20 protein-coding genes are annotated in these 25,091 nt (G+C 63.3%); 14 read left to right on the top strand and 6 right to left on the bottom strand.

Features of this window, described 5'->3' with window-relative positions; translation table 11 throughout:
• On the bottom strand, nt 1-1,305 hold a 1,305-nt coding region (locus tag SOM18_RS04095), incomplete at its 3' end, for a recombinase family protein (protein WP_320481319.1).
• Nucleotides 1,305-1,565 carry a recombinase family protein gene (locus SOM18_RS19395; RefSeq protein WP_031441249.1) on the bottom strand — a complete coding sequence of 87 codons (261 nt, stop codon included), beginning with the start codon at nt 1,563-1,565 and terminating at the stop codon, nt 1,305-1,307. The genes SOM18_RS04095 and SOM18_RS19395, both read right to left, overlap by 1 nt.
• A gap of 684 nt (nt 1,566-2,249) precedes the next feature.
• On the opposite strand from SOM18_RS19395, the gene SOM18_RS04090 reads away from it, so the two are divergent.
• The gene (locus SOM18_RS04090) at nt 2,250-3,581 is read left to right on the top strand and encodes a hypothetical protein (protein WP_320481318.1); all 1,332 of its coding nucleotides are present in this window, start codon (nt 2,250-2,252) and stop codon (nt 3,579-3,581) included.
• On the opposite strand, the gene SOM18_RS04085 is transcribed toward SOM18_RS04090, so the two are convergent.
• The 3 genes from SOM18_RS04085 to SOM18_RS04075 are packed head-to-tail and all read right to left on the bottom strand — an operon-like array spanning nt 3,578 to nt 7,058.
• Nucleotides 3,578-5,434 (bottom strand): hypothetical protein, encoded by a 1,857-nt coding sequence (locus SOM18_RS04085; protein WP_031441251.1) that lies wholly within the window; start codon nt 5,432-5,434, stop codon nt 3,578-3,580. The genes SOM18_RS04090 and SOM18_RS04085 overlap by 4 nt on opposite strands.
• On the bottom strand, nt 5,434-5,934 hold the full coding sequence (locus tag SOM18_RS04080; RefSeq protein WP_320481317.1) for an ABC-three component system middle component 2: 501 nt from the start codon (nt 5,932-5,934) through the stop codon (nt 5,434-5,436). The genes SOM18_RS04085 and SOM18_RS04080 overlap by 1 nt, the downstream gene beginning before the upstream one ends.
• The gene (locus SOM18_RS04075) at nt 5,931-7,058 is read right to left on the bottom strand and encodes an ABC-three component system protein (protein WP_042467405.1); all 1,128 of its coding nucleotides are present in this window, start codon (nt 7,056-7,058) and stop codon (nt 5,931-5,933) included. Before SOM18_RS04075 ends, SOM18_RS04080 begins: the two co-directional genes overlap by 4 nt.
• 429 nt (nt 7,059-7,487) lie before the next feature.
• Between SOM18_RS04075 and SOM18_RS04070 the strand changes: the two genes are divergently transcribed.
• The 8 genes from SOM18_RS04070 (at nt 7,488) to cobA (ending at nt 18,196) form a co-directional block, all read left to right on the top strand.
• Nucleotides 7,488-8,066, top strand: coding sequence for an ANTAR domain-containing response regulator (locus SOM18_RS04070; protein WP_031441254.1), 579 nt, complete (start codon nt 7,488-7,490; stop codon nt 8,064-8,066).
• A complete protein-coding gene (locus tag SOM18_RS04065; RefSeq protein ID WP_031441255.1) occupies nt 8,063-9,271 on the top strand; it encodes an ABC transporter substrate-binding protein in 1,209 nt (402 codons plus the stop codon). Before SOM18_RS04070 ends, SOM18_RS04065 begins: the two co-directional genes overlap by 4 nt.
• A gap of 192 nt (nt 9,272-9,463) precedes the next feature.
• Complete coding sequence (locus SOM18_RS04060) at nt 9,464-10,747, top strand: nitrate/nitrite transporter (protein ID WP_081874355.1); 1,284 nt, start codon at nt 9,464-9,466, stop codon at nt 10,745-10,747.
• A complete protein-coding gene (locus tag SOM18_RS04055; protein ID WP_031441257.1) occupies nt 10,747-11,964 on the top strand; it encodes an alginate export family protein in 1,218 nt (405 codons plus the stop codon). Before SOM18_RS04060 ends, SOM18_RS04055 begins: the two co-directional genes overlap by 1 nt.
• Nucleotides 11,961-14,429, top strand: a complete 2,469-nt coding sequence (gene nirB / locus SOM18_RS04050; RefSeq protein WP_320481315.1) for a nitrite reductase large subunit NirB — start codon at nt 11,961-11,963, stop codon at nt 14,427-14,429. The genes SOM18_RS04055 and nirB overlap by 4 nt, the downstream gene beginning before the upstream one ends.
• Nucleotides 14,426-14,773, top strand: a complete 348-nt coding sequence (gene nirD / locus SOM18_RS04045; RefSeq protein WP_031441259.1) for a nitrite reductase small subunit NirD — start codon at nt 14,426-14,428, stop codon at nt 14,771-14,773. The genes nirB and nirD overlap by 4 nt, the downstream gene beginning before the upstream one ends.
• The gene (locus tag SOM18_RS04040) at nt 14,770-17,379 is read left to right on the top strand and encodes a molybdopterin-dependent oxidoreductase (protein WP_320481314.1); all 2,610 of its coding nucleotides are present in this window, start codon (nt 14,770-14,772) and stop codon (nt 17,377-17,379) included. The genes nirD and SOM18_RS04040 overlap by 4 nt, the downstream gene beginning before the upstream one ends.
• Nucleotides 17,366-18,196 (top strand): uroporphyrinogen-III C-methyltransferase, encoded by an 831-nt coding sequence (gene cobA, locus SOM18_RS04035; RefSeq protein ID WP_152555514.1) that lies wholly within the window; start codon nt 17,366-17,368, stop codon nt 18,194-18,196. The genes SOM18_RS04040 and cobA overlap by 14 nt, the downstream gene beginning before the upstream one ends.
• A gap of 443 nt (nt 18,197-18,639) precedes the next feature.
• Here the strand turns inward: cobA and SOM18_RS04030 are convergent, their stop codons facing one another.
• Nucleotides 18,640-19,800 carry an acetyl-CoA C-acetyltransferase gene (locus SOM18_RS04030; protein ID WP_031441262.1) on the bottom strand — a complete coding sequence of 387 codons (1,161 nt, stop codon included), beginning with the start codon at nt 19,798-19,800 and terminating at the stop codon, nt 18,640-18,642.
• A 188-nt stretch (nt 19,801-19,988) separates the two neighbouring features.
• On the opposite strand from SOM18_RS04030, the gene SOM18_RS04025 reads away from it, so the two are divergent.
• From SOM18_RS04025 to SOM18_RS04005, 5 genes are read left to right on the top strand one after another with little or no spacing between them, the layout of a single operon-like run.
• Nucleotides 19,989-22,514 (top strand): TonB-dependent receptor, encoded by a 2,526-nt coding sequence (locus SOM18_RS04025; RefSeq protein WP_235188409.1) that lies wholly within the window; start codon nt 19,989-19,991, stop codon nt 22,512-22,514.
• Nucleotides 22,514-22,957, top strand: a complete 444-nt coding sequence (locus SOM18_RS04020; protein ID WP_042467407.1) for a MaoC family dehydratase — start codon at nt 22,514-22,516, stop codon at nt 22,955-22,957. Before SOM18_RS04025 ends, SOM18_RS04020 begins: the two co-directional genes overlap by 1 nt.
• Nucleotides 22,954-23,475 (top strand): MaoC family dehydratase, encoded by a 522-nt coding sequence (locus SOM18_RS04015; protein WP_031441265.1) that lies wholly within the window; start codon nt 22,954-22,956, stop codon nt 23,473-23,475. The genes SOM18_RS04020 and SOM18_RS04015 overlap by 4 nt, the downstream gene beginning before the upstream one ends.
• Nucleotides 23,472-23,891: a Zn-ribbon domain-containing OB-fold protein gene (locus SOM18_RS04010; RefSeq protein WP_042467409.1), complete on the top strand. Its 420-nt coding sequence runs from the start codon at nt 23,472-23,474 to the stop codon at nt 23,889-23,891. Before SOM18_RS04015 ends, SOM18_RS04010 begins: the two co-directional genes overlap by 4 nt.
• Nucleotides 23,888-25,081 carry a lipid-transfer protein gene (locus SOM18_RS04005; protein ID WP_320481313.1) on the top strand — a complete coding sequence of 398 codons (1,194 nt, stop codon included), beginning with the start codon at nt 23,888-23,890 and terminating at the stop codon, nt 25,079-25,081. Before SOM18_RS04010 ends, SOM18_RS04005 begins: the two co-directional genes overlap by 4 nt.
• Nucleotides 25,082-25,091 lie beyond the last annotated feature (10 nt).

The raw sequence follows: 25,091 nt of genomic DNA, 5'->3' as shown, positions 1-25,091 counted from the left end.
CTCGCCGCGAAGATGGATCGTAAGTACGCCGTTTTCCGGTTTCAACACCACGGTGTCGATCAGCGAACGGATGCGCTCGAACGCCTGTGAGCGGAGCGCATCATCCTCAAATGCATCGGTCAGCCGTCCGACCTTCTGGCGGTACGTGTTGCCAAGATCCGCATGTAGTAAGTTGGTAGGCGTCGGTACATTAAATGCGCGTTCCGCTTCGGCAAGCAACGTGCCTCGTCGCTCGGCCCACTCCCTCATTTCCGCAATGAACATCGAGGCATCCACACCCTTGAGGATGGCTGCCTTGGCAAGGGCGATCTGCCGGTCGATCTCCATCAATTCGAGATCGCGCTGCGGTTGATTGTCGGTCGCGCTTGCCTCCAGTCGCGCCGTCTCCTTCGCATCCTCGTCGAGGAATACCGCGAGCACCTCGTCACGCACCATCTCGTTCGCGAGACCGGATAGGATGCGGGCGTCGAGATCGTCCTGGCGGATGGTCAGACGGTTCCCACAAAAGGCGGGGCCTTTCTTTGATGCCCCCTGACAGCCGAACCGCGTGCGACCAGATTTGGCATAGCTCGAACCGCATTCGCCGCAGGTCATCTTGCCGGATGTCAGATATTTCGGGCGCTGCTGTGCGAAGAAGGGCAGGGCAGGGACGGCGTCCCGGGCCTTCATCGGGCCACGCCGCAGCGACTGTTGCCGGTCCTTGACGCTCTGCCATAACGTGTCGCTGACGATGCGCAGGTCTGGTGCTGCGACCGTGGTAGCCTGCTGCTCTTCTGCATTCAGGAATGCATGTCGTTTACCGGTATCGGGATTCTTGCGGTACGTCTGGCGGGCGTAAGCGCGTCTACCAACATAAAGTTGGTTGTTGAGAATGCCAGTACCACGCTCGGCGTTGCCGGTCAGCGTGTTGGGCGTCCATGCAGGTGGATTGCTCGAAGTTGCCCGATCACGTCGACCGCTGCGCGGGGGCGGTACGCCTTCCTCGTTAAGGCGGCGGACTATGCTGCCGGACGATACGCCAGCAGCATAGTCTTCGAAGATCCGTACGACGATAGCGGCTTGCGCCGGCACGATCTGCTGCAGACCCCTGGTACGTTCGCCGTTCAGGTCGTAGGCGATGCGTTTCTCATAGCCATATGCCGTGCCGCCGGGATTCTTTCCCATTGCGTGCCGCTTGATCAGAGCATCGCGAGTTTTCTCGCTGGTCGCGGCAATCTGTTCGGGGTTGATCGTTCCCATCATGCCGATTTGCAGCGCCCCGACCTCACCTTCCTTACGTGTGACAAGGAGGATGCCGCGGAACATCAGTCTTTCGTACAGCGAAGCATGTCCGCCTGGCTTCGCGACACCCGGTCCATCTCATCTGCGAACACTACGTCAACGCCCCCGGTTCCTACCGCGGCAAGTAACGCCTGTAGCCCGGCCCGGTGGATTGTTGCGCCGGACTGCGAACCATCTGTGTAGCAGCCGACCTCGGTCCATTTTCGCTGTGCGAGGCCGCGACGGTACATCGTCAACTGCGTGGCGATCGATAGCGGATCTTGGATCCGTCGAATAGCGTGCATACAGCAGTACGCGCATCAGCTTTCCTCAACCTCGTTTCGCTGAACGTTCCCGTCTACATCATAGCCTTCGGCGGTTCTGTTTAGAGCAGCTCGTCTTCGGAACTCGGCTCGTGCAAGATCGCGCGCCAGCAGCTTTGATAGCTCGATGGCCAAGCTGCTGGAGCAGCGGAGTGGGGGCGTCGGTCGCACATCACCTACATAGCCGCCAGCAAGACTGGCCTTCCCGTCCTACCCCCCTAGAGAAGAATCTGCCGCTAACCCGTCGCGGAGATTAGTGAAAACTGGTGGAAAGCCGCCTGTCCGCTTTCGGGAGGCGAACGGCGTAAGCGGACGTTCGTTCAGATAGCTGGGCAGGGGGCTGCATCGCCGTTCTGGGTGGGAATCCGCCGGTCCGCTTTGGAGTACGGAAACGCCTTTCCGGGCATTCGTTCACATGGCGTAAGAAGGCAGCTACGAGCTTTTCTTTTTTACGGCCTATGCCCGGAGCCCGGAATCTGCCCTTGAAATGGTGCGCGTGTCGATGTTTGCCTGGTAAGATGCGTCCAACGATGGAAACCACAACGACCACCCTTGTAGCTAACGCGATTGGGCCGAGCGCTCGCCGACAGGCTATTCTTGTGCTTAACTAATCTAGCGGCATCCAGCATCGCCACCTTTGAAGCTCGACAGGACTTCCATAGTAACATGGCTTGGGATCACGAAGAAAATCAATGTCCGTTGGCGGCGATCGATCCTCGCTTGGAGGATGTCCATCGCTTTTGGCATCAGGCCGAACGGGCGTATTTCGAACCTGACGAGTTCCGGGTTGCCATCCAGGCCGCCATTCAAACGGCGTGGCAGGTCTCATTCGTTCTACAAAAGAATAAGGCGCTCATCCCGGATTTCGAAGAGTGGTATAAAGAACGGCAAGCTAAGCTGGCAGCCATTCCGCTCATGCGCTGGATGGTTGAAGCTCGCAATCAGATCGAAAAGCAGGGCGATCTGGAGGCGCACAGTTTTGTGAGCGCGGAGATTGTCGCCTCTCACCTGAACGAAGGCCCCAAGATACAAGTACCTGCCAAACTCACGGACGCGCCGCTGGCTTTGATCAAAAGCGTTCCCGATTCTCTTGTCGGCCAGCATATCAAGAAGGACGGCGTGTTGCGTATACGCCGTCGCTGGATCGAAAATTCGCTGCCCAACACGGAACTGCTGGATGCGGTGGCGACAGCCTATGGGCATCTATCTCAACTGGTTCGATCGGCGCACGAGCAGATGGGACTGGTCGCACCTGTCTCCACTAACGTGAACACCGGGGAGCAATTCGCGGAGGGAGATCAAGAAGGCCGTCTTCCGTGCATGATCGGGCATGAAGACGCCCGCACTCTTGATGTGTGGCTTGCGACAGGCAAGCCGCTAGAATTTCAAGTGATTCAGAAGAAGCTCGGTCGAGAAGAAATGATTGCGGAAGGGCCAAAGCTCGAAAAGCGATATGGCATCAACCCGTCCACGATGTACGCCGACAGCGGCAAAGTTCATGACCATGCGCGATCGCTTTTCGGAGCGGCGCGCAGAATGTTCGAGAAGGACGGCTACCATATCACTATGGTCATTCTTCTTCGAAATGGAAAACCGATCGACTTTCGCGAACTCCGTCCGATGGAGCATGGTCACAAATTCATGATGATGCGGACCTTAGCGCAAAGGGCTCAAAAGATCGGTGCAGACGCCGCCGTCTTGATCAGCGAAACATGGAGCGCACTGGCGAACCCTGCCAATCCATATATGCGCGCCGTCGACTCCCCGGACAGGAAAGAGCTTTTGACGGCCACCGCCGTCTCAAAGGACGGCGATCCAATCCATCTGAGTACGGAGATTTTGCGGGATGGCGAAAAGTTCACACTCGCAGATACGATCGAACATACGAACGGCGCTCACTTCGCCTTCGCTCCGCTCTACGAGGTTTGGAAAAAGCCGATCCCCGACCATTGGGGTGATTTGCCGAAGGGCACCGATGGCATCCGGGAAGAGGGTTAGTTACCCGATACCTCTGGAATGAAGCCAACCCGATCGCTGGGTCCGGCTTCATTTCCGGCAAACCACTCGTAGTGGACGGCAGCGGCAACACTGGCGGGCGGCTCCTTGTTCTCCACGATGATGACCTGCACGCCCTTGGCCATTTTAGTGAGCGAATCCCAGAACGCTGCCTCCACGCCGGAGCCTACTGGACTGTCAGGCCCCTCGACACCCTTCGCACCCTGTCGCTTGTAGCTAGTCAATGGCTTGTCAATGACCACAAAGCCAGGATGTGGTCGATTGTTCTTCTGACAATAGCTGGCCAACGCGAGGACGAAGGCTGAATACAATACAGCCCGAAAGCCAGCACCGTGAGATTGTCGAGTCTGTCCATCGACTTTGATGTCGAAACTCTTCTCGTCAAATTCGACGCGGCTTTCTCCTTCCCACTTCCATTCCTTAAGAATAGATTCGATTTCCTTACAGAATGCCAGCAAGGAGGTTCCGGGCAGGCTTTCCCACTGCGGCTTTGCTTTTCCCTTACCAGTGTTGCTTTGCTCTATTTTCGCTTTGAGCGCGCGCAAGGTTTCGACCTGATCGCTAGTGTTACGGGCCGATTCCAGCTCCAGTCGCCGCGCATTAAGGCGGCGAAGCTGCGCGGTGCTGTTGGCGGCGGCAGGTTGCAAGATGCTGGCAAGCCTGCGTTCGGCTCCTTGATACGCGGCTAGTGCGGTCGCCCTTTCTGCATCGCGTGCTTCGCGTCGCTGCTCTAAGCTGCCGATAGCGTCTTCGAGGTCTGCGCGCTGAGCAAGGATTTTCGCGGCTTCCGCCCTTGCAGCCGCGTAGACACCTGCACTGGCCTGCGCGGCCTTATAAACATGCTCTTCGTCCATATTCTGACCGCAGAGCGGACAAGTGACGGTTTGCAAGCCATCGAAATAATACGCGCCCTCTGCGACGAAATCTAAACGGCTCAGGTCCGACGTATAATGCTCACTGAGCAGCTGATATCGCGTGAGCAACTGATCAATCGCCAAGACTTGTGTTTCGGCCTTTATTCTCACTTCGCTTGCGGTGTCGCGCTCATTCAGCAAGTTCGCGCGTTCCGTTTCAATCGCGGCCAGCTCATCGGACACTCTGGCGATCGTCTCATCGATTTTCTCGATGGAATCGTCTGTCTGATCAGTCGGGGTAGCTTGGAGCTGTTGCTCTAACGGTGCCAACAGATCATCGATCAGCGCGACTTGAGCATTCAGACGAGCCGTGACGACCGCCTTCTTTTCACTGGCGACAACACTGGAGTCGTCTTTGCCAGACAGCATGTAGGCAAACATGCGCTTTCGCGCCGTATCATCAAACCCTGCCCGCCCAAGGACGGGTGACTGCTCTTCGATCACCGAGACTTCGTCGACGATTATCGTCGGCAAGAATGTCCGGATAGTAAGCCGCTGCGTTTTCCCATCGTTATCCTTGCGGAGCAGCGCTTCCTTGATGCCCGCGAAAGGAAACAGGATCGATGTTACGTCATCAGCTTTGCTGGTACCATGCCGCCGGTAGGCGATCGCCTCGCCATTTCCATCGATGGCGTCGATCTGGGAGCGATACGCTTTGAGATCACCGCCGGAAAGGCTGCGCACTAGGGCGAGATAGTCGCCCGCCGCATTCTGAAACTCGACTTTCAGTTCGTCGTAGGGTTCGGCTCGCGGGATGCGCTTTTTCAGCTCCTCTGCCCCGAGAATATGGTCGAGGCAATGAAGCAGGTAGCTTTTTCCAGTATCGGATTCACCGGCGATGATATTCGGGCCTGGACCGAATTTGACCGAAGCGTCTTCAACATTCGGGCCCGTGAGACGTATTTCCCTAATTTGGAGCATTACAGTTCCAGCTCCTTGATCGCGGTAAGACGATCAAATTCAGCGCCCCAGCGACCGACATTTTCGGTCATGTAACTTTCCAGCATTTCGTCTGTATAGGCCGCAAAACGTGCAACCACCCAGGTCGCCCGCTCACGCAGCGAAGATGCATAGGCGGACACGAGCAATTTCAGGAACGCGCCAGTGAGTGCCGTAGCGCGATAGCAAATGCCGGTAGGTTCGAAACTCTTCTCCAGAAGCTCCTTCGCGAACATGGTGTCGAGACCCATGCGAACGAGTTCTCGCTTTACCAAAAGCTCTCCTCCCCTGAAGGGCACGGCAGGGTGAAGGCTCGCCGGGCCACTTTCCACGTCGCCGGAATGGACAAGAAGATAGTCGTAAGACACGAGTCGCTGGAGATCGAAGGCCTCGCCCTTGGCCTCCTCAAGTGCGAAAAGAAGCCGCATTCCGGACTCTATCGGGGTGTTAAACGGTCGTGCCTGTTGATGCGGCCAGCTCATTTGTCGCACCACCGGACTTGCCCTTCGTTCGCCATTTGATGGCACATGCCCTCTCGGTCGTTCGGGAGAACGTTAGGCTCAAGCGCGTGCTTGCTGAGCTGAATGGTCTGCGACGCCTTAACGGTCTCGATCAGCCGCGGATAGCCCGCAGGCTCGCCGGTATGCCAGTGGTATAGGCCGTCGTGGAACTCCTTCAGGAGTGTATCAAAGAACGCAATGTCAGCCATCTGATCCCGCGCCAGCTCCTTGAGTCCTTCGGCGTGATAGAAGGTCAGGCGTGATCGATCGAACAATCGGCGATGCTTATCCGAATGCAGGAAATCTGCTAGACTCGACACAGTGAGGCCAAGATCGGCTGAAATCACTTCCATGAGCTGCGCGACATATTTGTTCTCGCCAGCTGTCACCGCGGATGGCGGTTCGGGTGGCTTTGGGCGATCGATCAAGGGCGCGCCGAAAACGGTCAGATGATATTTGGTTTGAGCATGTTCGTTCAAAAGGGTCAGCGGCTGTTTCGCACGGAAAGCCGCGAAAGGGACGCTCTCAATGTGGGCTTTGAGTTCGGCGGTCAGTTCAGCAGGATCTTTACGGATTTTGCTCCGGCAATGCTCGTTCCAATTATCGATAATGAACTTCCGCAGGTCCTCGGGCTTATCCAGAAGGTCCTGGAACGGCGAGGTCACGCCCTTGTGAGTTACGAAGTGATACTCCTCTGGGAAGGAGTAGTCGCCACGGTGGCTATAGAACAGCACCTTACCGATTTCTGCCGCTGCTGTGCCAGCACCCAGTGCTGACCCATAGTGCTTGCACTGATAGAGCGTCCATTTACGAACCGGGACAGTGCTTGGATCATGCCAGGCGATGACATCGCGGCCCTTATCGCCTGCGCCACCCCGCTGCTGAACCTCGACGATTTCCGGTCTTTTAACAGCCAGATAGTCGGTCGCCCATTCCAAGGTAAATCGCTCGAACTCCGCAGCGCTAAAGTTCGCAAGACGATCGAACGCCGATATTGGCAATCCGACACCGAGACCGAGCAAGCGTGCATTCGCACCTGGCCACGGCGTGAGCGGTTTCAACTCTGATACTTGGCCTGGTATCTGGTCGTTTTTGCTTTTCGTCACATGGCCCCCGGACAGACCCTGCCTTTGTCAGTCGCCTTTGGCCATAGACTTGTCCTGGGAGCGTCTGCTTTAGCTGACGTTCGATCAGAATCCGGGTCATCGCGACGCTGCATGCCGCATGAACGAATGGCCGGTTTCGGGACGCACCTAAACTGCCGAGAACGACCGACATTGGGTCGACGTGCTGAGGCGGAGGGCAGGTATCGACCAGAGCCGGTCATTCCAATCAGTTACGGTAAACGTCTGATAGTGACAGAAGCTGCCGGTGAGCGCCCGGCCGGCAGTGCGCCCGCTATCGCCGCTTCCATGATGCATTTGCAGTCTCAGAATCTGTCGTCGTAAACGTGCTCAAGGCTTCAGGAGATCGTCCGCTCAATCAGCTTTGGTCTTCTATGTCATCGGTCTAAGGGCGTCACGGGGGACACGCATTTGCGGATCGCGATTGTCGATGAAAGTGCCGCGCGCGCGGCGGTGATCGAGGAAGGGCTGCGCGATGCGGGCCTGAGCGATGTCACGATCTTCGTCGATCGACGCGGGATCGCCGCGCGGCTCGAGGCGCTGTCGCCCGATGTCGTGCTGATCAACCTCGCCAATCCGCACCGCGACGAGTTGGAAGAACTGTTCGCCTTGTCCAAGGCGATGGCGCGGCCGGTCGCGATGTTCGTCGACCAGAGCGACGTGGCGGGGATCGAGGCGGCGATCGATGCGGGCGTGTCGGCCTATGTCGTCGACGGGCTGAAGAAGGAGCGGATCCGGCCGATCCTCGAACTCGCGATCCGCCGGTTTCGCGCCTATTCGCGGCTGCGCACCGAACTGGACGAAGCGCGCAGCGCGCTCGCCGAGCGCAAGGCGATCGACGAGGCCAAGGCGCTGCTGATGAAGAAGCGCGGGATCGACGAGCCAGCAGCGTATGCCGCGCTGCGCAAGGCGGCGATGGATAGCGGGCGGCGGATCGGCGATGTCGCCGACGCGATCGTCACCGCCAACCGGCTGATGGGGGATTTATGACGACCACGCCGTTCCGCATCGGTTTTTTGCCATTGGTCGACGCCGCCTTGCCGATCCTTGCGCGTGAACTCGGGTTTGCCGAGGCCGAGGGCATCTCGCTCGAGCTGATCCGCGACATCAGCTGGGCCACGGTCAATGACCGGCTGCTCTATGGCCATAGCGATGCCGCGCATCTGCTCGCGCCGCTCGCGATCGCGACGACGCTGGGGCTGGGGCGGCCGGCGACGCCGCTGTCGGTTCCGTTCGTGCTCGGGCTCAACGGCAATGCGATCACGCTGCGGCCCGATCTTGCCGCGCAGGTCACAGCCGTGGGCGCGCCGGGCGATGTCGCGGCGATCGGGGCGCGGCTTGCGATCGTCGCGCAGGCGGCGCGCGAGCGCGGCACGCCGTTGCGCTTTGGTGTGGTGCATCGCTATTCGAGCCACAATTACATGCTGCGCTATTGGTTGATCGGCTGCGGGATTGATCCCGACGCCGACGTCGCGATCGTCACGGTCGCACCGCCCTTCGCCGCCGACGCGCTTGCCGCGGGCGAGATTGACGGGATCTGCGTCGGCGAGCCGTGGAACAGCGTCGCGGTCGATCGCGGCGTCGGCGTGATCGTCGCGGTGACGTCGCAGATCTGGCTGCGCGGCGTTGAGAAGGTGCTGGCGATGCGGACCGCGCGGATGGAGGAGGATCCCGACCTTACCCACCGCCTGCTGCGCGCGCTGTACCGGGCGGGCGTCGCTTTCGTCGATCCGGCACGGCGCGAGGACATCGCCGCAATCCTCGCGCGTCCGGCCTATCTCGATGGATCGGCGACGCTGATCGGCCACGCGATCTCGGACCGCATCGTGTTTGCGCAAGGAGCGGCGCCGATCGACGTGCCTGACTTCATGTTCCAGCACCGCGAGGCGGCCAACTTTCCATGGGTCAGCCAGGCAGCGTGGCTCTATGCGCAGATGTCGATTGCCGGCCATGTTTCAGCAAATGCCACCAGCTATGACGCCGCGCAGCGCGTCTTTCGCCCCGACGTCTATCGCGCTGCGCTGCGGCCGCTGGGCGTCCCGCTGCCGGGGGCGAGCTCGAAGCTCGAGGGCGGGATCGTCGAAGCGCTGGGCGTGGGCACCACACAGGGGCGGCTGATCCTCGGCGCAGACCGATTCTTCGATGCGCGCAGCTTCGATCCCGCCGATCTGGCCGGCTATCTGGGTGGATTCTGAGCTTTAAGCACCGCGTCCCAGAAAATTGTTGCGTTGCGGCGCGAATCGATGCAGCTTTCGGTCATCGTCGAGACGCTGCAACGGGGTAGCGTCTTCGGCATCACCAACAATCTGGCAAAGTCGCCGTCGCGTCTCGCATGATCGAGCGCCGCGGCGGCTTTTTTGCGTTTGCTCGAGGGGGGAATCGGGACGATGACGCAGCTGCAGACAGGGTTTGACGCGGGGCTGGCGGGGACCGGCAAGCGTGCCAGGGCGAAGCCGACCGCGCCGGGTGCCACCGGCTTCTGGCAGAGCGGGCATCGTCCGACGCTGATCGCCGCGTTTCTCTATTTCGATCTCGCCTTCATGGTGTGGGTGCTGCTCGGCCCGCTCGCGCCGATCATCGCCAAGGAGCTGGCACTGTCGCCCGCCGAGAAGGGGCTGATGGTGGCCGTGCCGACGCTCGCCGGCGCGGTGTTGCGGCTCGTCAACGGGCTGCTCGTCGACAAGATCGGGCCGAAAAAGACCGGGGCGATCGGGCAGATCATCGTCATCGCCGGGCTGTCGATCGGCTGGCTGTTCGGGGTGCACAGCTTCGAGGGCACGCTCGCGCTCGGCGTCGTGCTGGGCTTTGCCGGGGCGAGCTTCGCGGTCGCCCTACCCCTGGCCTCGCGCTGGTATCCGGCCGAGCATCAGGGCAAGGCGATGGGGATTGCGGGCATGGGCAATTCGGGCACTGTGCTCGCCTCGCTGTTCGCGCCGCTGCTCGCCAAGGCGTTCGGGTGGAACGCGGTGCTGGGGCTGGCGGTGATCCCGCTGGTGATCGTGTTCGTGCTCTACATGGTGATGGCGAAGGACTCGCCGAGCCAGCCCGCGCCTAAGCCGTTCGCTGCCTATCTGTCGGTGCTCAAGGAAGTCGACACCTGGTGGTTCATGCTGTTCTACGGCGTCACCTTTGGCGGCTTCGTCGGGCTCGCCGCCAGCCTGCCGGTCTATTTCACCGACCGTTTCGCACTGACTCCGGTAATGGCAGGCTATTGCACCGCGGCGTGCGTCTTCACCGGATCGCTGGTGCGGCCGATCGGCGGCGCGGTGGCGGACAGGATCGGCGGGATCAGCGCATTGACCGCGGTCTATCTACTGGCGGCGATTACGCTGGTCGCGATCAGCACCGCACCTGCCTCGCTGCTCGTCTCGCTCGGCCTGTTCCTGCTGGTGATGGCTACGCTCGGCTTTGGCAATGGTGCTGTGTTCCAGCTCGTGCCGCAGCGCTTCCGCAGCGAGATCGGCGTGATGACCGGGCTGGTCGGCTTCGGCGGCGGGGTCGGCGGCTTCTACCTGGCCTCCTCGCTAGGCTTCGCCAAGCAGTGGACCGGCAGCACGTCGCCGGGCTTCCTGATCTTCGCCGGGCTCGCGGTTATCGCCTTGCTCGGCATCCTCAAGGTCAAGCGCCACTGGCGCGGCAGCTGGACCGCGGCGAACGGCGCGCGGATCTGATGCGCGCGCTGTCGCTCCTCGTATTGGGAGGGCTGGTGGCGACACCGGCCCTCGCCGACCCGCTCACATTCACCCCGCTGGTCGATGCGCGGCTGCGCTACGAGCATGTCGAGCAGGTGCCGCTTGCCAAGGACGCCGACGCGGTCACGGTCAGGCTCCGCAGCGGGTTCGAGGCGAAGCTCAGCGATTTCAGCTTCCTCGCCGAATCCGAGGCAACGCTGGCGATCAACCCGGCCTACAATAGCGGGCTTAACGGCAAGACCGCTTACCCGATCGTTCCCGATCCGCAGAATGTCGAACTCAACCGGCTGCAGCTGCAATATCGCGGGCTCAAGCAGACCGTCGTCACTGTCGGGCGGCAGGCGATCAACCTCGACGACCAGCGCTTCGTCGGCGCGGTCGCGTGGCGCGACAATGAGCAGACCTTCGATGCGGTGCGGGTCGAATGGTCGGCGATCAAGAACCTCAAGGCCGATGTCATTTATGCAAACAATGTCCGTACGATCTGGGGGATCGATGGCGGCAATCGCTTCGGTCCTGCAAAGCTTGCCGAGATTGGCGGCGACAATCTCCTCGCCAATCTGGCGTACAAGACCAGCCTCGGCACGCTGACGGGTTTTGCGTATCTGGTCGACCAGGACGAGCGGCAGGTGTTCGTCAACTCCAGCCAGAGCTACGGCGGGCGTTTCGTGGGTGCCTATCCGCTGAGCAAGACGGTCAAGCTGACCTATCTGGCGAGCTTCGCTTCGCAGAGCGACTATCACCGCAACCCGAATCGCTATCACGCGGACTATTATGCGGGCGAACTGGGTATTGCTGCCAAGGCGCTGTCGCTCACCGGCGGGTATGAAGTGCTCGGCGCGGACAAGGGCGTCGCGGTCACCAGCTTCCAGACTCCGCTCGCCACCTTGCACAAGTTCAACGGCTGGGCCGACAAGTTCCTCGTCACCCCGCCCAATGGCCTGCGCGATGCTTACGGCTCGGTCGGTCATGGCTGGAAGACGGTCGCCGGGCTCGACGCGATTGGCCTGATCGCGAGCTACCATCGCTTCGACAGCGACCGGCTCAGCCAGCATTACGGCAACGAGGTCGATGCGCAGGTCAGCGTCCGGAAGGGCCGATACACCGCGCTCCTCAAATATGCCGATTATCGCGCTGACCGCTTCGCGACCGACACCAAGAAACTCTGGCTCTCCCTGGATTGGGCTTTCTCATGACCAAACCCCATTTGATCGTCATCGGCAACGGCATGGCGGGCTGCCGCGCGGTCGAGGAAATCCTCGCGCGTGACGCAAACCGCTATCGCATCACGATCTTCGGCGCCGAGCCGCACGTGAACTACAACCGCATCATGCTGTCGCCGCTGCTCGCCGGGGACAAGGCGTTCGACGACATCGTGATCAACGATCTCGCCTGGTATGCCGACAACGCGATCGAGCTCGTCGCGAGCGACCCCGTCGTCGCGATCGACCGCAAGATCCAGACCGTCACCGCGCGATCGGGCCGGGTCGAGAGCTACGACAAACTCATCCTGGCGACGGGCTCGGACCCGTTCATCATTCCGGTGCCGGGGCATGATCTGCAGGGGGTCGTCACCTTCCGCGACATGGACGATGTCGGTGCGATGCTGCGTGCGGCGGACGCTGGCGGGGATGCGGTGGTGATCGGCGGCGGGCTGCTCGGGCTCGAGGCGGCGCATGGCCTGAGCTTGCGCGGCATGAAGGTCACGGTGCTTCACATCATGCCGACGCTGATGGAGCGCCAGCTCGACGAGGCGGCAGGGTGGCTGCTCAAGGCCGCGCTCGAGGCGCGGGGGCAGACGATCCTGACCGACGCGGATACCGCCGAAATCTACGGCCAGGGCAAGGTCGAGGGCGTCCGTCTCAAGGACGGGCGCGACATACCCGCGGCGCTGGTGGTGATGGCAGTCGGCATCCGCCCCAACGTCAAGCTCGCGCGCGCCGCGGGCCTGGCGATCGGGCGCGGAATTCATGTCGACGATCATCTCGTGACCTCGGACGCCAACATCCTCGCGGTCGGCGAATGCGTCGAGCATAACGGCCTCGTCTACGGCCTCGTCGCGCCGCTGTGGGAGATGTGCCGCAGCCTTGCCGACAGGCTCGTCGCGACGCCCTCGGGCTATACCGGATCGGTCACCTCGACCAAGCTGAAGGTCTCGGGGATCGACGTCTTCTCGGCGGGCGACTTCTCGGGCGGCGAAGGGTGTGAGGACATCGTCATGCGCGATGCTTCGCGCGGCATATACAAGCGCGTCGTGGTCAAGGACGACCGCGTCATCGGCGCGGTGCTTTACGGCGATACGCAGGACGGCAACTGGTATTTCGATCTGCTCAGGAAGCAGCAGGACGTCGCCGACATCCGCGACGCGCTGATCTTCGGCCAGGCGTTCGCCAGCGGAGGAGCGGCATCGGCAAACCCTAATGCGGCAGTCGCGGCTTTGGCGGACGATGCCGAGATCTGCGGCTGCAACGGCGTCAGCAAGGGCAGGGTGGTCGGCGCGATCGCGGGCGGCGCGTGCACGCTCGACGCGGTCCGCGCGTGCACCAAGGCATCGGCGTCGTGCGGGTCGTGCACGCCACTGGTCGAGGGGTTGCTCGCGGTCACGCTGGGTGACGCGTTCGACGGCGAGCGCAGCGCGCCGACCGTTTGCAAATGCACCAGCTTCACGCATGAGGACGTCCGCCGGCTGATTCTCGAAAAAGAGCTCAAGGCGATCCCGCAGGTGATGCAGGCGCTGCACTGGACGACGCCCGATGGCTGTTCGTCGTGCCGCCCCGCGCTCAATTACTATCTGCTCTGCGCCTGGCCTGGCGAGTTCGTCGACGACAACCAGTCGCGCTTCGTCAACGAGCGAATGCACGCCAACATCCAGAAGGACGGCACCTATTCGGTCGTCCCGCGGATGTGGGGCGGGGTCACCAATCCCAGGGAACTCCGCGCGATCGCCGATGTCGCCGAGAAATACGAGGCGCGGATGGTCAAGGTGACCGGCGGCCAGCGTCTCGACATCTTCGGCATCAAGAAAGAGGATCTGCCCGCGGTGTGGGCCGATCTCAATGCGGCGGGGATGGTCAGCGGCCATGCCTATGCCAAGGCGCTGCGCACCGTGAAGACGTGCGTCGGTTCGGAATGGTGCCGCTTCGGGACGCAGGATTCGACCGGGCTCGGGATCAAGACCGAGCAGATGACCTGGGGCAGCTTCATGCCGCACAAGTTCAAGATCGCGGTGTCGGGCTGTCCGCGCAACTGCGCCGAGGCGACGATCAAGGATTTCGGCGTGATCTGCGTCGACAGCGGCTACGAGCTCTCGATCGGCGGCAATGGCGGGATCAAGCTGCGCGGCACCGATTTCCTGTGCAAGGTCGCGACCGAGCAGGAGGCGCTCGATCACTGCGCGGCGTTCATCCAGCTCTACCGCGAGGAAGCGCGCTATCTCGATCGCACCGCGCCGTGGGTCGAGCGCGTCGGGCTCGACTATATCAAGGCGCGGATCGTCGAGGACGTGGAGGGCCGCAAGGCGCTGACCGCGCGCTTCCATTATTCGCAGCGCTTCATGCAGGACGATCCCTGGGCAAAGCGCGCGGCGGGGGAGGATTACAAACTCCACCAGCATCTCGCTGAGATCCGTCCGCTGGCGGCGCCTGCGTTGGTGACGGCATGAGCGCGGTCGGCGAATGGCTGGACATCGGTCCGGTCGATCAGCTCCCCGCGCTCGGCGCGCGGACGCTGCCGGTACGCGGCGGGCGCGAGATCGCGATCTTCCACACCGCCAATGGCGAGGTCTATGCGCTCGCCAACCAATGCCCGCACAAACAGGGGCCACTCAGCCAGGGGATCGTCCACGACACCACGGTGACCTGCCCGCTGCACAATTGGCGGATCTCGCTGGTGACGGGCGAGGCGCTCGGAGAGGACAAGGGGTGCGTGCCGGTGATCCCGGTCAAGATTGATGGCGGGCGGATCCTGATCGGCCGAGCTGAAGCGCTTGCGGGGGTAGCGGCATGATAAGCCCCTTTCCTTCAGGGGAGGGGCTAAATGTAAGGACGACCTGCGCCTATTGCGGCGTCGGCTGCGGCGTGCTCGCAACGCGGACCGGCGACCGAACCGCGACGATCGCCGGCGATCCCGATCACCCCGCCAACTTCGGTAAGCTCTGCTCCAAGGGCACCCATCTCGGCGAGACGATCGGCCTCGAAGGCCGCCTGCTTCACCCGATGATCGGCACCCGCCAGACCAGCTGGGACGACGCGCTCGACCATGTCGCGCAGCGCTTCGCCGCGACGATCGCCGAATATGGCCCCGACAGCGTCGCCTTCTACGCTTCGGGCCAGATGCTGACCGAGGATTATTACGTCGCCAACAAGCTGATGAAGGGCTTTATCGGCACCGCCAATATCGACACCAATTCGCGGCTCTGCATGGCAAGCGCGGTGGCGGCGCATGTTCGTGCGTTCGGCGAGGATGTCGTGCCGTGCAGCTATGACGATCTCGATGCCGCCGACCTGATCGTGCTGGTCGGATCGAATACCGCCTGGTGCCATCCGGTGATCTGGCAGCGGATCGAGGCGGCGCGGGCGGCGCGCGGCACCAAGCTGGTGGTGATCGACCCGCGCCGCACCGAGACCGCCGAGCGCGCCGATCTCCATCTCGCGATCGCGCCCGACAGCGACGTCGCTTTGTTCACCGGACTGCTCGCGCATATGCGCGATAGCTGGCGGCTCGACGGCAAGGCGCTCGCCGAGCGCGTGAGCGTCCCCGATGGCTTCTGGAAGACCCTGCCGAACCCCGACGTCGCGCGCGTCTGCGACATCGCGCCAGCCGACCTGCAGGCGTTCTACGATCTGTTCGCGGATCACCCGCACACGATCACGCTGTTCAGCCAAGGCGTGAACCAGTCGACCAGCGGCACCGACAAGGCCAACGCGATCATCAACCTCCACCTCGCCACCGGCCGGATCGGCATGCCCGGCGCGGGGCCGTTCAGCATCACCGGCCAGCCCAATGCGATGGGCGGTCGCGAGGTCGGCGGGCTCGCCTCGACGCTCGCCGTGCACATGGGGTTTTCGGAGGCCGAGCGCGACCGCGCGCAGCGCTTCTGGCAGTCGCCGACAATCTGTTCGCGGCCTGGGCTGAAAGCGGTCGACATGTTCGAGGCGATGGCCAAAGGCCGGATCAAGGCGGTGTGGATCATGGCGACCAACCCCGCCGTGTCGATGCCCGATGCCCGCATGGCGCGCGTCGCGCTCGCCAATTGCCCGTTCGTCGTGGTGTCCGACTGCATCGCCGAGACCGACACGCTGCGGTTTGCGCAGGTGAAGCTGCCCGCACTCGGTTGGGGCGAGAAGGACGGCACGGTCACCAATTCCGAACGTCGCGTATCGCGCCAGCGCGGCTTCTTGCCGCGGCCGGGCGAAGCGCGCGCCGACTGGTGGGCGATTGCGGAGGTCGCACAGCGCATGGGATTCGCCGGTTTTGACTATCGCAGCGCCGCGAGCGTGTTTCGCGAATTCGCCGCGCAGACCGGGTTCGAGAATGATGGCGCGCGGCTGCTCGACATTTCCGATCATGCGGCAATCACCAATGCGGCGTATGACGCGATGACACCCTTCCAATGGGGCGGCGCGTCGCCGTTCGCCGAGCGCGCTTTCCTGACGCCCGACGGCAAGGCGCGGCTCGTGCCCGTCGTCCACGCGCCGCGCGACGACGCCAGCCGCGCTTACTCGTTGCGCCTCAACACCGGGCGCTACCGCGACCAGTGGCACACGATGACACGCACCGGGCTGTCGCCCAAGCTGTCGCAGCATCGTCGCGAGCCGCTGGTCGAGGTCCATCCCGATACTGCGCAGCGGCTCGGCCTTGCCGACGGCGCGCTCGCACGGGTTGAGACGCCGCACGGCGCCAGCATCTTCCGCGTCGCGATCACCCCCGACCAGCGCCGCCGCGAGCTGTTCGTGCCGATCCACTGGACCGACCAGACCAGCGCCGGCGGCCGCGCGGGACTGCTCCCCGGCAAGGATCGCGACCCCGTCTCGGGCCAGCCGGGCTTCAAGAACACCCCCGCGCGCGCCGGGTCGTACAAGCCCGGCTGGACCGGCTTCCTCGTGTCGCGCGCGCGGCCGAGTGGGCTCGATTGCGCCTATTGGACGCGGATCCGCACCGCGCATGGCTGGCTGATCGAACTGGCGGGCGAGGGCGATCCCGCTGCGCTCACCGCGCTGCTGCCAGCCGGCGAGCGTGCCGAGATGATCGACGCGCGGCGCGGCGTGGTGCGCGCGGCGGTGGTCGCTGACGGCCGGCTGGAGGCAGCCTTGTTCGTCTCGCGCGGCGCCGACCTGCCGCCGCGCGACTGGCTGCTCGACCAGCTCGGCGTTCCCAATGCCGCGTCGTTCGAAGTGCTTGCCGGCCGCCCGGCTACGCCCGCGGCCGATCGCGGGCCGATCGTCTGCGTGTGCTTCGACGTCGGGCTCAACAGCCTGCTCGCCGCGATCACCCGCCACCGGCTCGTCAGCGTCGAAGCGGTTGGTGCCGCGCTTCATGCCGGCACCAATTGCGGGTCGTGCCGCCCCGCCATCGCCAAATTGCTGCCCGTCCAGGAGAGTGTCCATGTCTGAACTCATCGCACCCGGCGACGTGTGGCTGGTCGGCGCGGGGCCCGGCGACCCCGATCTGCTGACGCGCAAGGCCGAGAAGCTGATCGGCGCAGCGAGCATCGTCTTCTACGATGCGCTGGTCGGGCCGGGGGTGCTGGACCTGATTCCGCCCCATGTGCGGCGCGTCTCGGTCGGCAAGCGATCCGGGCGGCATTCGAAGACGCAGCCCGCGATCGACGCACTGCTGGTCGCGGCGGCGCGCGCCGGGGAGCGGGTGGTGCGGCTGAAGGGCGGCGATCCGTCGATCTTCGGCCGCTCGACCGAGGAGATCGACGCGCTGACCGCACACGGTTTCCGCGTACGCATCTGCCCCGGCATCACCGCCGCCAGTGCCGCCGCCGCCAGCGCGTGCCTGTCGCTGACGCTGCGCGGCTCGGCCCGCCAGTTGCGGTTTGTCACCGCGCACGCGCGTGCTGGCGATACGCTGGATCTCGACTGGGCTACGCTGTCAGATGCCTCGGCGACAATTGCCTTCTACATGGGACGAGGAGCCGCAACCGTCATCGCGAGCCAGCTGATCGCGAACGGCGTCGACCCGGCGACCCCGGTGCTGATCGCGAGCGATGTCAGCCTTCCGTCGGAACGTCTCGTCCATACCCGGCTCGATCTGCTTGCGCTCGTGATCGACCGCGCTTCAGGTGCCGGCCCTGCATTGATCTTGGTCGGAGAAGCAATACGTGCGCAACGCGCGTCGCGACTTGCCCAGTTTACATACCAGGTTAGCGGCAGCGGCGCACTCGCCGGAGGCTTGCTCGCGGTGCCTTCAGGAGCGATCTGACCGGTCGCCAGCTCGCTGCCAGATCTTTTCGTTCGAAGCTGGAGGTCGCATGGAGGTTTGATGTCCGGTTTCGCTTGAAGCAACCGTTCGCGGGGCAAGCAGCGAACGGCTTCAAAGTCCCACCTTCCGCCCGCTCCCGCGGCGCTGCCGGTTGATCGCGGACTGATGAATGAATGTCGGAAGTTGGGAACGCGGAAAGGCTCTGGGAATGGCAACTTTTGGGTCTTAGTGCGATCCAAGAAAACCGTTCGCAAATGAAGGGGGGGCAAGATCAAAAGTTCAGAATCTATGATGATATAAGCAATAGCGTTATCGTTCATTATAAGGCGCAAGTGAATTATCACTTGACTTTGTAATTATATATAGTTTCGGTTTGTCGAATTGAGCTATTGGACGTCTTCGACGTCGGTCGTGCGACCGGTCGCGTAATCATACCACAAGCGTCAAACAATTTCGAATATCGTTGCGTTCGCTATTCCGCCCCCCTCGCACATTGTTTGGAGTCCGTAGCGCGCGCCGCGCGCGCGTAACGCGTGAATGAGAGTTGCCGTCAACTTCGTCCCGCTCGCGCCCAATGGGTGGCCGAGCGCGATTGCGCCTCCGTTGACGTTCAGGCGGGAGGGATCAGCCCCGGTCGCCTTCAGCCATGCCAGCGGGATGGCCGCGAACGCCTCGTTCACCTCGTAGAGATCGATATCGGCAAAGGACAGTCCAGCCCGGGCCAGCGCCTTGGCCGTGGCGGGAATGGGTTCCTCCAGCATGATCACGGGATCGCCCGCGGTGACGGTGAGCGTGTGGACACGCGCGATCGGCGTGAGGTTGAAGCGCTTCAGCGCAGCCTCGCTGACGATCAGGACGCCGCTGGCGCCGTCGGTCATCTGACTCGCATTCGCGGCGGTGATCGTGCCGCCCTCGATCAGTGGCTTGACCGCACCGATCGCCTCGATCGACGTGTCGAACCGGACGCCTTCGTCTTGCGTCACCGGGCCTGCGGGCGTGTCGACGGGAACGATCTCGTTAGCGAAAGCGCTGCGTTCGATCGCCGCTGCGGCGCGGCGATGACTGTTGAGCGCGAAGGCATCCATGTCCGCGCGCGTCAATCCGTATTTGTCGGCGACCATCTGCGCGCCGGTAAACTGGCTGAAGTCCGCGACATCATATCGATTGCGGATCGCCTCGCTCCACGGACCGGTGCCGAGCCCGGCCTCGGCGTGGAGACGGAAGTTCGATCCCATCGGGACTCGCGTCATGCTTTCGACGCCGGCCGCGATCACCACGTCCTGCGTGCCCGACATCACCGCTTGCGCGGCGAAATGCAGCGCCTGTTGTGACGATCCGCATTGCCGGTCGATCGTCACGGCGGGAACGCTGTCGGGTAGCCGCGAGGCCAGCACGAGATTGCGCCCGAGCGCGAACGCCTGCTCGCCAGCTTGGCTGACACAGCCCACGATTACGTCTTCGATCGCCGCCGGATCGATCCCCGTTCTATCCACGAGGGCGTTGAGAACGATGGCGCCAAGGTCGGCGGGGTGTACCCCGGCGAGACGGCCTTTGCGACGTCCGCCCGGGGTGCGCAACGCATCGACGATGAAAGCATCTGCCATTGATTTCCATCCTAATACAGGCGCCGCAAGGAGTCTCGCGGTTGGAATGATCCCCTGCATCGCACGATGACCGGACTTGCGCAATTCGTCAACGCATGCATTGACAACCGTCAAGGCCTGCGTCAGCTTTACCGTAGCGACTGCCCCAGCGAGGGCGGCGTGGCGAGGATGCAAACAGGAGGCTGACGATGCGCGGCACGATGAAGCGGGCCCCGATGACCAGGGGAATGCTGGCGAGTGGAATCTCGGGACTGGCGCTGCTCGCGCTGCCCGCGACGGCACAGACGGCGCCGGGTTCGACGTCGGGGCCGGAAGTGGCTGGGCAGGCCGAAGCCCAGACCGAACCAGCTTCGACCGAACCAGCCTCGACCGGCGATATCGTCGTTACCGCCCGGCGGCGCAGCGAGACGTTGAACACCGTGCCAGTGATCGTCTCGGTCGTCGGCCAGGCGCAGATCGCCAACAACAATGCGACCGACCTCAGCAAGATCGGCGAACTGACGCCGACCGTCATCATCGGCGCGTACAAGTCGAACGGCGGTGGATCGATCGCGATCCGCGGGATCAGCTCGCCCGCCAACCAAGCCGGGTTCGAGCAGGCGGTGTCGGTCGCGATCGACGGCGTACAGACCAGCGACGGCCGTATCGCCCAGCTCGGCATCTTCGATGTGCAGCAGGTCGAGGTACTGAAGGGCCCGCAGGCATTGCTGTTCGGCAAGAACAACACGGCTGGCGTGATCTCGATCGCGACCGCCGATCCGACCGACCGGCTGGAAATCAGCGGGCGCACATCCTATGAATTCGTCGGCGACGAGAGCACGACGGACGTCGCGATCTCCGGGCCGCTTTCCGAGACGTTCGGGGCGCGTCTCGCGGTGCGTTATCGCAATCTGGACGGCTGGCTGCGCAATACCGCACGGCCGATCGCGAACCCCTTCTACCGCGCCGCCACCGGCGCCCCGGCGGGGGCGGCGCAATTGCCCGGCACCACGGATACGCGGCCGGGCGACAAGGAAATCCTGGCGCGGTTGACGCTGAAAGGCGAACCTTCGGACAACTTCACGTTCCGCGCCAAATCCTTCTTCGCCCGCAACAAGGACGCCGGGCCCGGCACCGCGACGCAGAATATCGGCCCCTGCACGGGCGCGACGCCGCGCATGTACGGCATCGCCGATCCGGCGGCCGATTGCGTGGTCGACAACCGGACGACGATCGGGAACCTGCCCGCCGCGATCTCGACGACGATGCGTGGCGGCACCGCGGACGGTTCGCCCTACGGCAAGCTGACGGTCCTGACGCAGGCGATCGATCTGGGCTGGAAGCTGGGAGCCGTGTCGATCGATACCACGACCGGTTACAACTACACGAAATACCGGTTCTTCTCGGGGCTGGACCAGACCAGCTACTCGCAGCTCGCATTTTTCAACGAACAGCGCGCCGAACAGTTCTCGCAGGAACTTCGCGTCACCAGCGACCTGCAGGGCCCGTTCAATTTCATGGCCGGCGGGTTCTATCAGACGTCGCGATTGCACGACAACAACGACACCAAGCTAAACGACGGCAATTACAACGCCGCGGCCAACCGCTATTCGACATATGAGGATTTCAGCCTCCAGACCGGCAATACGCTATCGGGGTTCGCGCAGGTCCTGGTGAAGCCGGTCGAGACGATCGAGATCGCGGGCGGCGCGCGCTACACGCGCGAGCGCAAGCGCTTCAGCAAGCAGAACCTCTATGGCATTGGCACGTTCAACACGCTGAACACCGCCTACCCCGGATCGAGCCGGATCGGCTATCTGGAGGGGAAGTTCGAGGACAGCAACGTCTCGCCCGAAGCGACGGTCACGTGGCGGCCCGACAGTAGCAAGACGCTGTTCATCGCCTACAAGACCGGCTTCAAGTCGGGCGGTTTCGGGCTGACGAGCCCGCTCCAGACGGGGACACGGATCGGCGATACCGATTTCGACTCCGAAAAGGCGCGCGGGTTCGAGGCTGGCGCAAAGGGGCTGTTCCTCGATGGCCGGCTGCGCGTCAACGTTGCGGCGTTCGCGTACAAGTTCACCGATCTGCAGGTGAACACCTATGACCCCGCGCGCGTCGCCTACACGATCAACAATGCCGGCGAAGTCCGTCAGCGCGGCGGTGAGGCGGAGGTGAACTACGCGCCGTTCCAGGCGCTGACGCTGCACGGTGCGATCGCCTATACGCATAACCGGTTCCGCAATTTCGTCGGGCAATGCTATGGCTATGCCTTCCCCACGGGTACGGTCCGCGCGACCGCCACCGCCCCGGCGAATTGTTCGTTCGTCAACGCGACCGCGCTCACGCTGCAACAGGATTTCAACGGTCGTGCGCCCGCCCGGTCCCCCGATTGGGCCGGCAATGGCGGAGCGGAAGTCACGATTCCGCTCGGCGCCTACAAGCTCGCCGTGACGGGCGACGCTTTCTACAGCGGCAGCTATTACGCGGCGGAGACGATGGCGCCATCGACGCTGCAGCGCTCGCTCTGGCGGTTCAACGCAAGCGCCCGCGTCGCCGAGATCGACGATCGCTGGTCGGTGTCGGTGATCGGTCGCAACCTGACCAACAAATATTACCTGCTCTACGCAGCCGACCGCACTGGGGGCGCGAGCGTCCCAGGCGCGATCAGCGAACAACGCGGCGTCATCGCGCGCGGACGTGAAGTCGCGTTGCAGCTTTCGGGGAAATTCTGATGGATGTGAACGATCTGCTGGTCACGCGCGACACTCCGGTCGGGTATGAACTGCAACCGCTCAAGAAGCAGGCGGCGATCCAGCTGATGGGATCGCGGTTGTGGGGGCGGTTCAATCCTAACCACTGGGATCCGGTCTATGCCGGCGCGACGGGGCTGAAGGCACCGATCCAGACCGGCGAGATGTCGTCCGCCTATATCGCGGAGATGTGCGTCAACCATTTCGGCGCGGCGATGTTCACCGGCGCGCGCGTGGTGTGCAAATACATTGCCTCGACGCTCGCGAACGAGGTCATCACGACGCACGGCGTGGTCCGCGAAAAGATCGCCAAGGGCGATGGCTTCCGGTTCGTCGTCGATGTCTGGGCGGACAACGAGGAGGGTGAGAAGAAGACCGTCGGCTTCGTCGAGGTCGATGTCGACGTGACGGGAGATCGCGCATGAGCACCGACCAGTTGCGGCCGATGTCGCCGGTCCAGATCGCACAGACGCGGGACTTCATCGACGGGCTCGAGGCTGGTGCCGCGACCTATTGGGACATGGTCGAGATCGGCGACGAACTGTCGCGTGAGCTGACGATCAGTCCCGAACTCGTGATCCTGTACGCGGACGGCGTCGAGGATTTCAATCCGTGGTACGAGGGCTGGCGGATGAACAGCTGGACGATCCCGGGCGAGTCCCCGTTCGGCGGCGCAATCGTGCCGCCCCTGCTGGTCTCGCATTTCGTGCTGTCGGTGCAGTTCGACCACACCAAACCGTTTGCGATCGGATCGATCCACACTAACCATGATTCCGAGATTCTCGCGCCGATCCCGGTCGGCGCGACGGTGCGGATCACGACGCGCGCCACCGACAAATATGTGAAGCGCGAGCGGCGGTACGTCCGGCATGCGGTGACCGTCGAGGATGTCGCGAACGGCACGCTCTATTTCCGTGAAACGCGGGATATCCTGTCGCTATGAGCGCGATGGTCGCAGACGGGCTGTTCGCGCTTCACGGCGACGAACCGCGGTTGATCGGTACGCGGTGTACCGCGTGCGACACGGTGTATTTCCCGCAGGCGCCGAGCTGTCGGAACCCCGACTGTCGGGAAAAGACGATCGAACGCGCGGTGCTGCCAACCCGCGGTATCCTCGTCAGCTATACCGTGCAGCGGTATCAGCCGCCGTCGCTGTTCCGGATCGACGATTGGCAGCCCTACGCGATCGGGCTGGTCGACCTCGGCGACGGGCTCGAGGTGATGGGCATGCTTTCGGGCTTTGCGCTCGACGGGATCGCGATCGGCAGGCCTGTCCGGCTGGTCGCCGAGCCGCTCTACGCGGACGCGGAGCGGGGCCTCGTGCTGACCTACAAGTTCGCGCCGGAGATCGAACCATGACTCAGCCCGTCTATGTGCTTGGGGCCGGTGCGCATCCGTGGGGCAAGTGGCCGGACAAGCCACAATTGCAACTCGCGCTGGAGGCGATCGACCTCGCGCTCGCCGATGCGAGGCTTGGCTGGCCCGACGTTCAGGGACTCGTCGCGGCGAGTTCGCGGTTCGAGGGCGGCATGGGCTGGGGGCTGCATGCCAACGAGATCGTTCAGGCGGTGGCCGAACAGGGCATCCCGTGTCTCAACGTCGGCGGCGCCTGCGCGGCCGGGGCGATCGCGTTCCACACCGCGCACGCAATGATCGCCAGCGGCGAGCACGAGGTGGTGTGCGTGATCGGCGCCGAGCGGATGCCCAAGGGGTTCATCCCGCGCCCGCCCGGCAGCCAGGACGATATCAGCGACAGCGATTACCTCCGCTGGGTTGCGATGGGCGCGACCAACCCCGCCTATTGGGCGATCGAGGCACAGCGGCGGATGCACGAACTCGGCACCAGCAAGGAAACGCTTGCGCGTGCCGCGGTGCTGATGCGCCGCAACGCCGCGGGGAACCGCCTGGCCCGGTTCCGCAAGGAAACGACGGTCGACGAAGTGCTCGCATCGCCGATGGTCGCCGATCCGCTTCACCTGCTCCAGATTTGCCCGGTCAGCGACGGTGCGGCGGCCATTATCCTGGGCAGCGAGGCGTGGATGAAGCGGACCGGACGCCCGGCCGTGGCGGTCGCGGGCTGCGCGATCGCAACGGGCAGTTTCGGCGATCCCGGCCGCCGGATTCCGACGATCGCCTCGAGCGTGCGCGCGGGCGTCACACATACCAGCGAGGTCGGCAACGCGGTCGCGCGGGCCTGCGCGATGGCGGGGATCGGGCCCGAAGACGTCAACGTGCTCGAAATGGCGGACAATACCGCATGGCATATCCTCGCCTGGCCCGAGCAGTTCGGATTTTACGAGGCGGGGAAGGGCGACTGGATGCTCGAACGCGGCGAGCTGGATATCGGTGGAACATTGCCGATCAACCCAAGCGGCGGATTCCTGTCGTTCGGCGAGGCGACCACCGCGCAGGCCGTGCTGCAGATCTGCGAACTGACATGGCAGCTGCGCGGACAGGCCGAAGGGCATCAGGTTCCCGGTGCGCGCATCGGCATGTCCGCGGTGCTGGGGCTCGGCGCGAACGGCGGCTCGGTCATCCTGAAGGCGTGAGGACAAGATT

Origin of the sequence: Sphingomonas sp. CFBP9019 (assembly GCF_034045155.1) — a bacterium.
GTDB lineage: Bacteria > Pseudomonadota > Alphaproteobacteria > Sphingomonadales > Sphingomonadaceae > Sphingomonas > Sphingomonas aerolata.
Note: the sequence above shows the minus strand (reverse complement) of the source record. Positions and strands in the feature narration are given on the sequence as shown.

What these genes read in the sequence shown, in the direction of transcription:
- SOM18_RS04055 (WP_031441257.1), top strand. Translation starts at nt 10,747, where the DNA reads ATGCGCGCGCTGTCGCTCCTCGTATTGGGAGGGCTGGTGGCGACACCG.
- nirB (WP_320481315.1), top strand. Translation starts at nt 11,961, where the DNA reads ATGACCAAACCCCATTTGATCGTCATCGGCAACGGCATGGCGGGCTGC.
- SOM18_RS04065 (WP_031441255.1), top strand. Translation starts at nt 8,063, where the DNA reads ATGACGACCACGCCGTTCCGCATCGGTTTTTTGCCATTGGTCGACGCC.
- SOM18_RS04025 (WP_235188409.1), top strand. Translation starts at nt 19,989, where the DNA reads ATGCGCGGCACGATGAAGCGGGCCCCGATGACCAGGGGAATGCTGGCG.
- nirD (WP_031441259.1), top strand. Translation starts at nt 14,426, where the DNA reads ATGAGCGCGGTCGGCGAATGGCTGGACATCGGTCCGGTCGATCAGCTC.
- SOM18_RS04010 (WP_042467409.1), top strand. Translation starts at nt 23,472, where the DNA reads ATGAGCGCGATGGTCGCAGACGGGCTGTTCGCGCTTCACGGCGACGAA.
- SOM18_RS04020 (WP_042467407.1), top strand. Translation starts at nt 22,514, where the DNA reads ATGGATGTGAACGATCTGCTGGTCACGCGCGACACTCCGGTCGGGTAT.
- SOM18_RS04030 (WP_031441262.1), bottom strand. Translation starts at nt 19,800, where the DNA reads ATGGCAGATGCTTTCATCGTCGATGCGTTGCGCACCCCGGGCGGACGT.
- SOM18_RS04080 (WP_320481317.1), bottom strand. Translation starts at nt 5,934, where the DNA reads ATGAGCTGGCCGCATCAACAGGCACGACCGTTTAACACCCCGATAGAG.
- SOM18_RS04015 (WP_031441265.1), top strand. Translation starts at nt 22,954, where the DNA reads ATGAGCACCGACCAGTTGCGGCCGATGTCGCCGGTCCAGATCGCACAG.
- SOM18_RS04040 (WP_320481314.1), top strand. Translation starts at nt 14,770, where the DNA reads ATGATAAGCCCCTTTCCTTCAGGGGAGGGGCTAAATGTAAGGACGACC.
- SOM18_RS04085 (WP_031441251.1), bottom strand. Translation starts at nt 5,434, where the DNA reads ATGCTCCAAATTAGGGAAATACGTCTCACGGGCCCGAATGTTGAAGAC.
- SOM18_RS04005 (WP_320481313.1), top strand. Translation starts at nt 23,888, where the DNA reads ATGACTCAGCCCGTCTATGTGCTTGGGGCCGGTGCGCATCCGTGGGGC.
- SOM18_RS04090 (WP_320481318.1), top strand. Translation starts at nt 2,250, where the DNA reads ATGGCTTGGGATCACGAAGAAAATCAATGTCCGTTGGCGGCGATCGAT.
- SOM18_RS19395 (WP_031441249.1), bottom strand. Translation starts at nt 1,565, where the DNA reads ATGCACGCTATTCGACGGATCCAAGATCCGCTATCGATCGCCACGCAG.
- SOM18_RS04060 (WP_081874355.1), top strand. Translation starts at nt 9,464, where the DNA reads ATGACGCAGCTGCAGACAGGGTTTGACGCGGGGCTGGCGGGGACCGGC.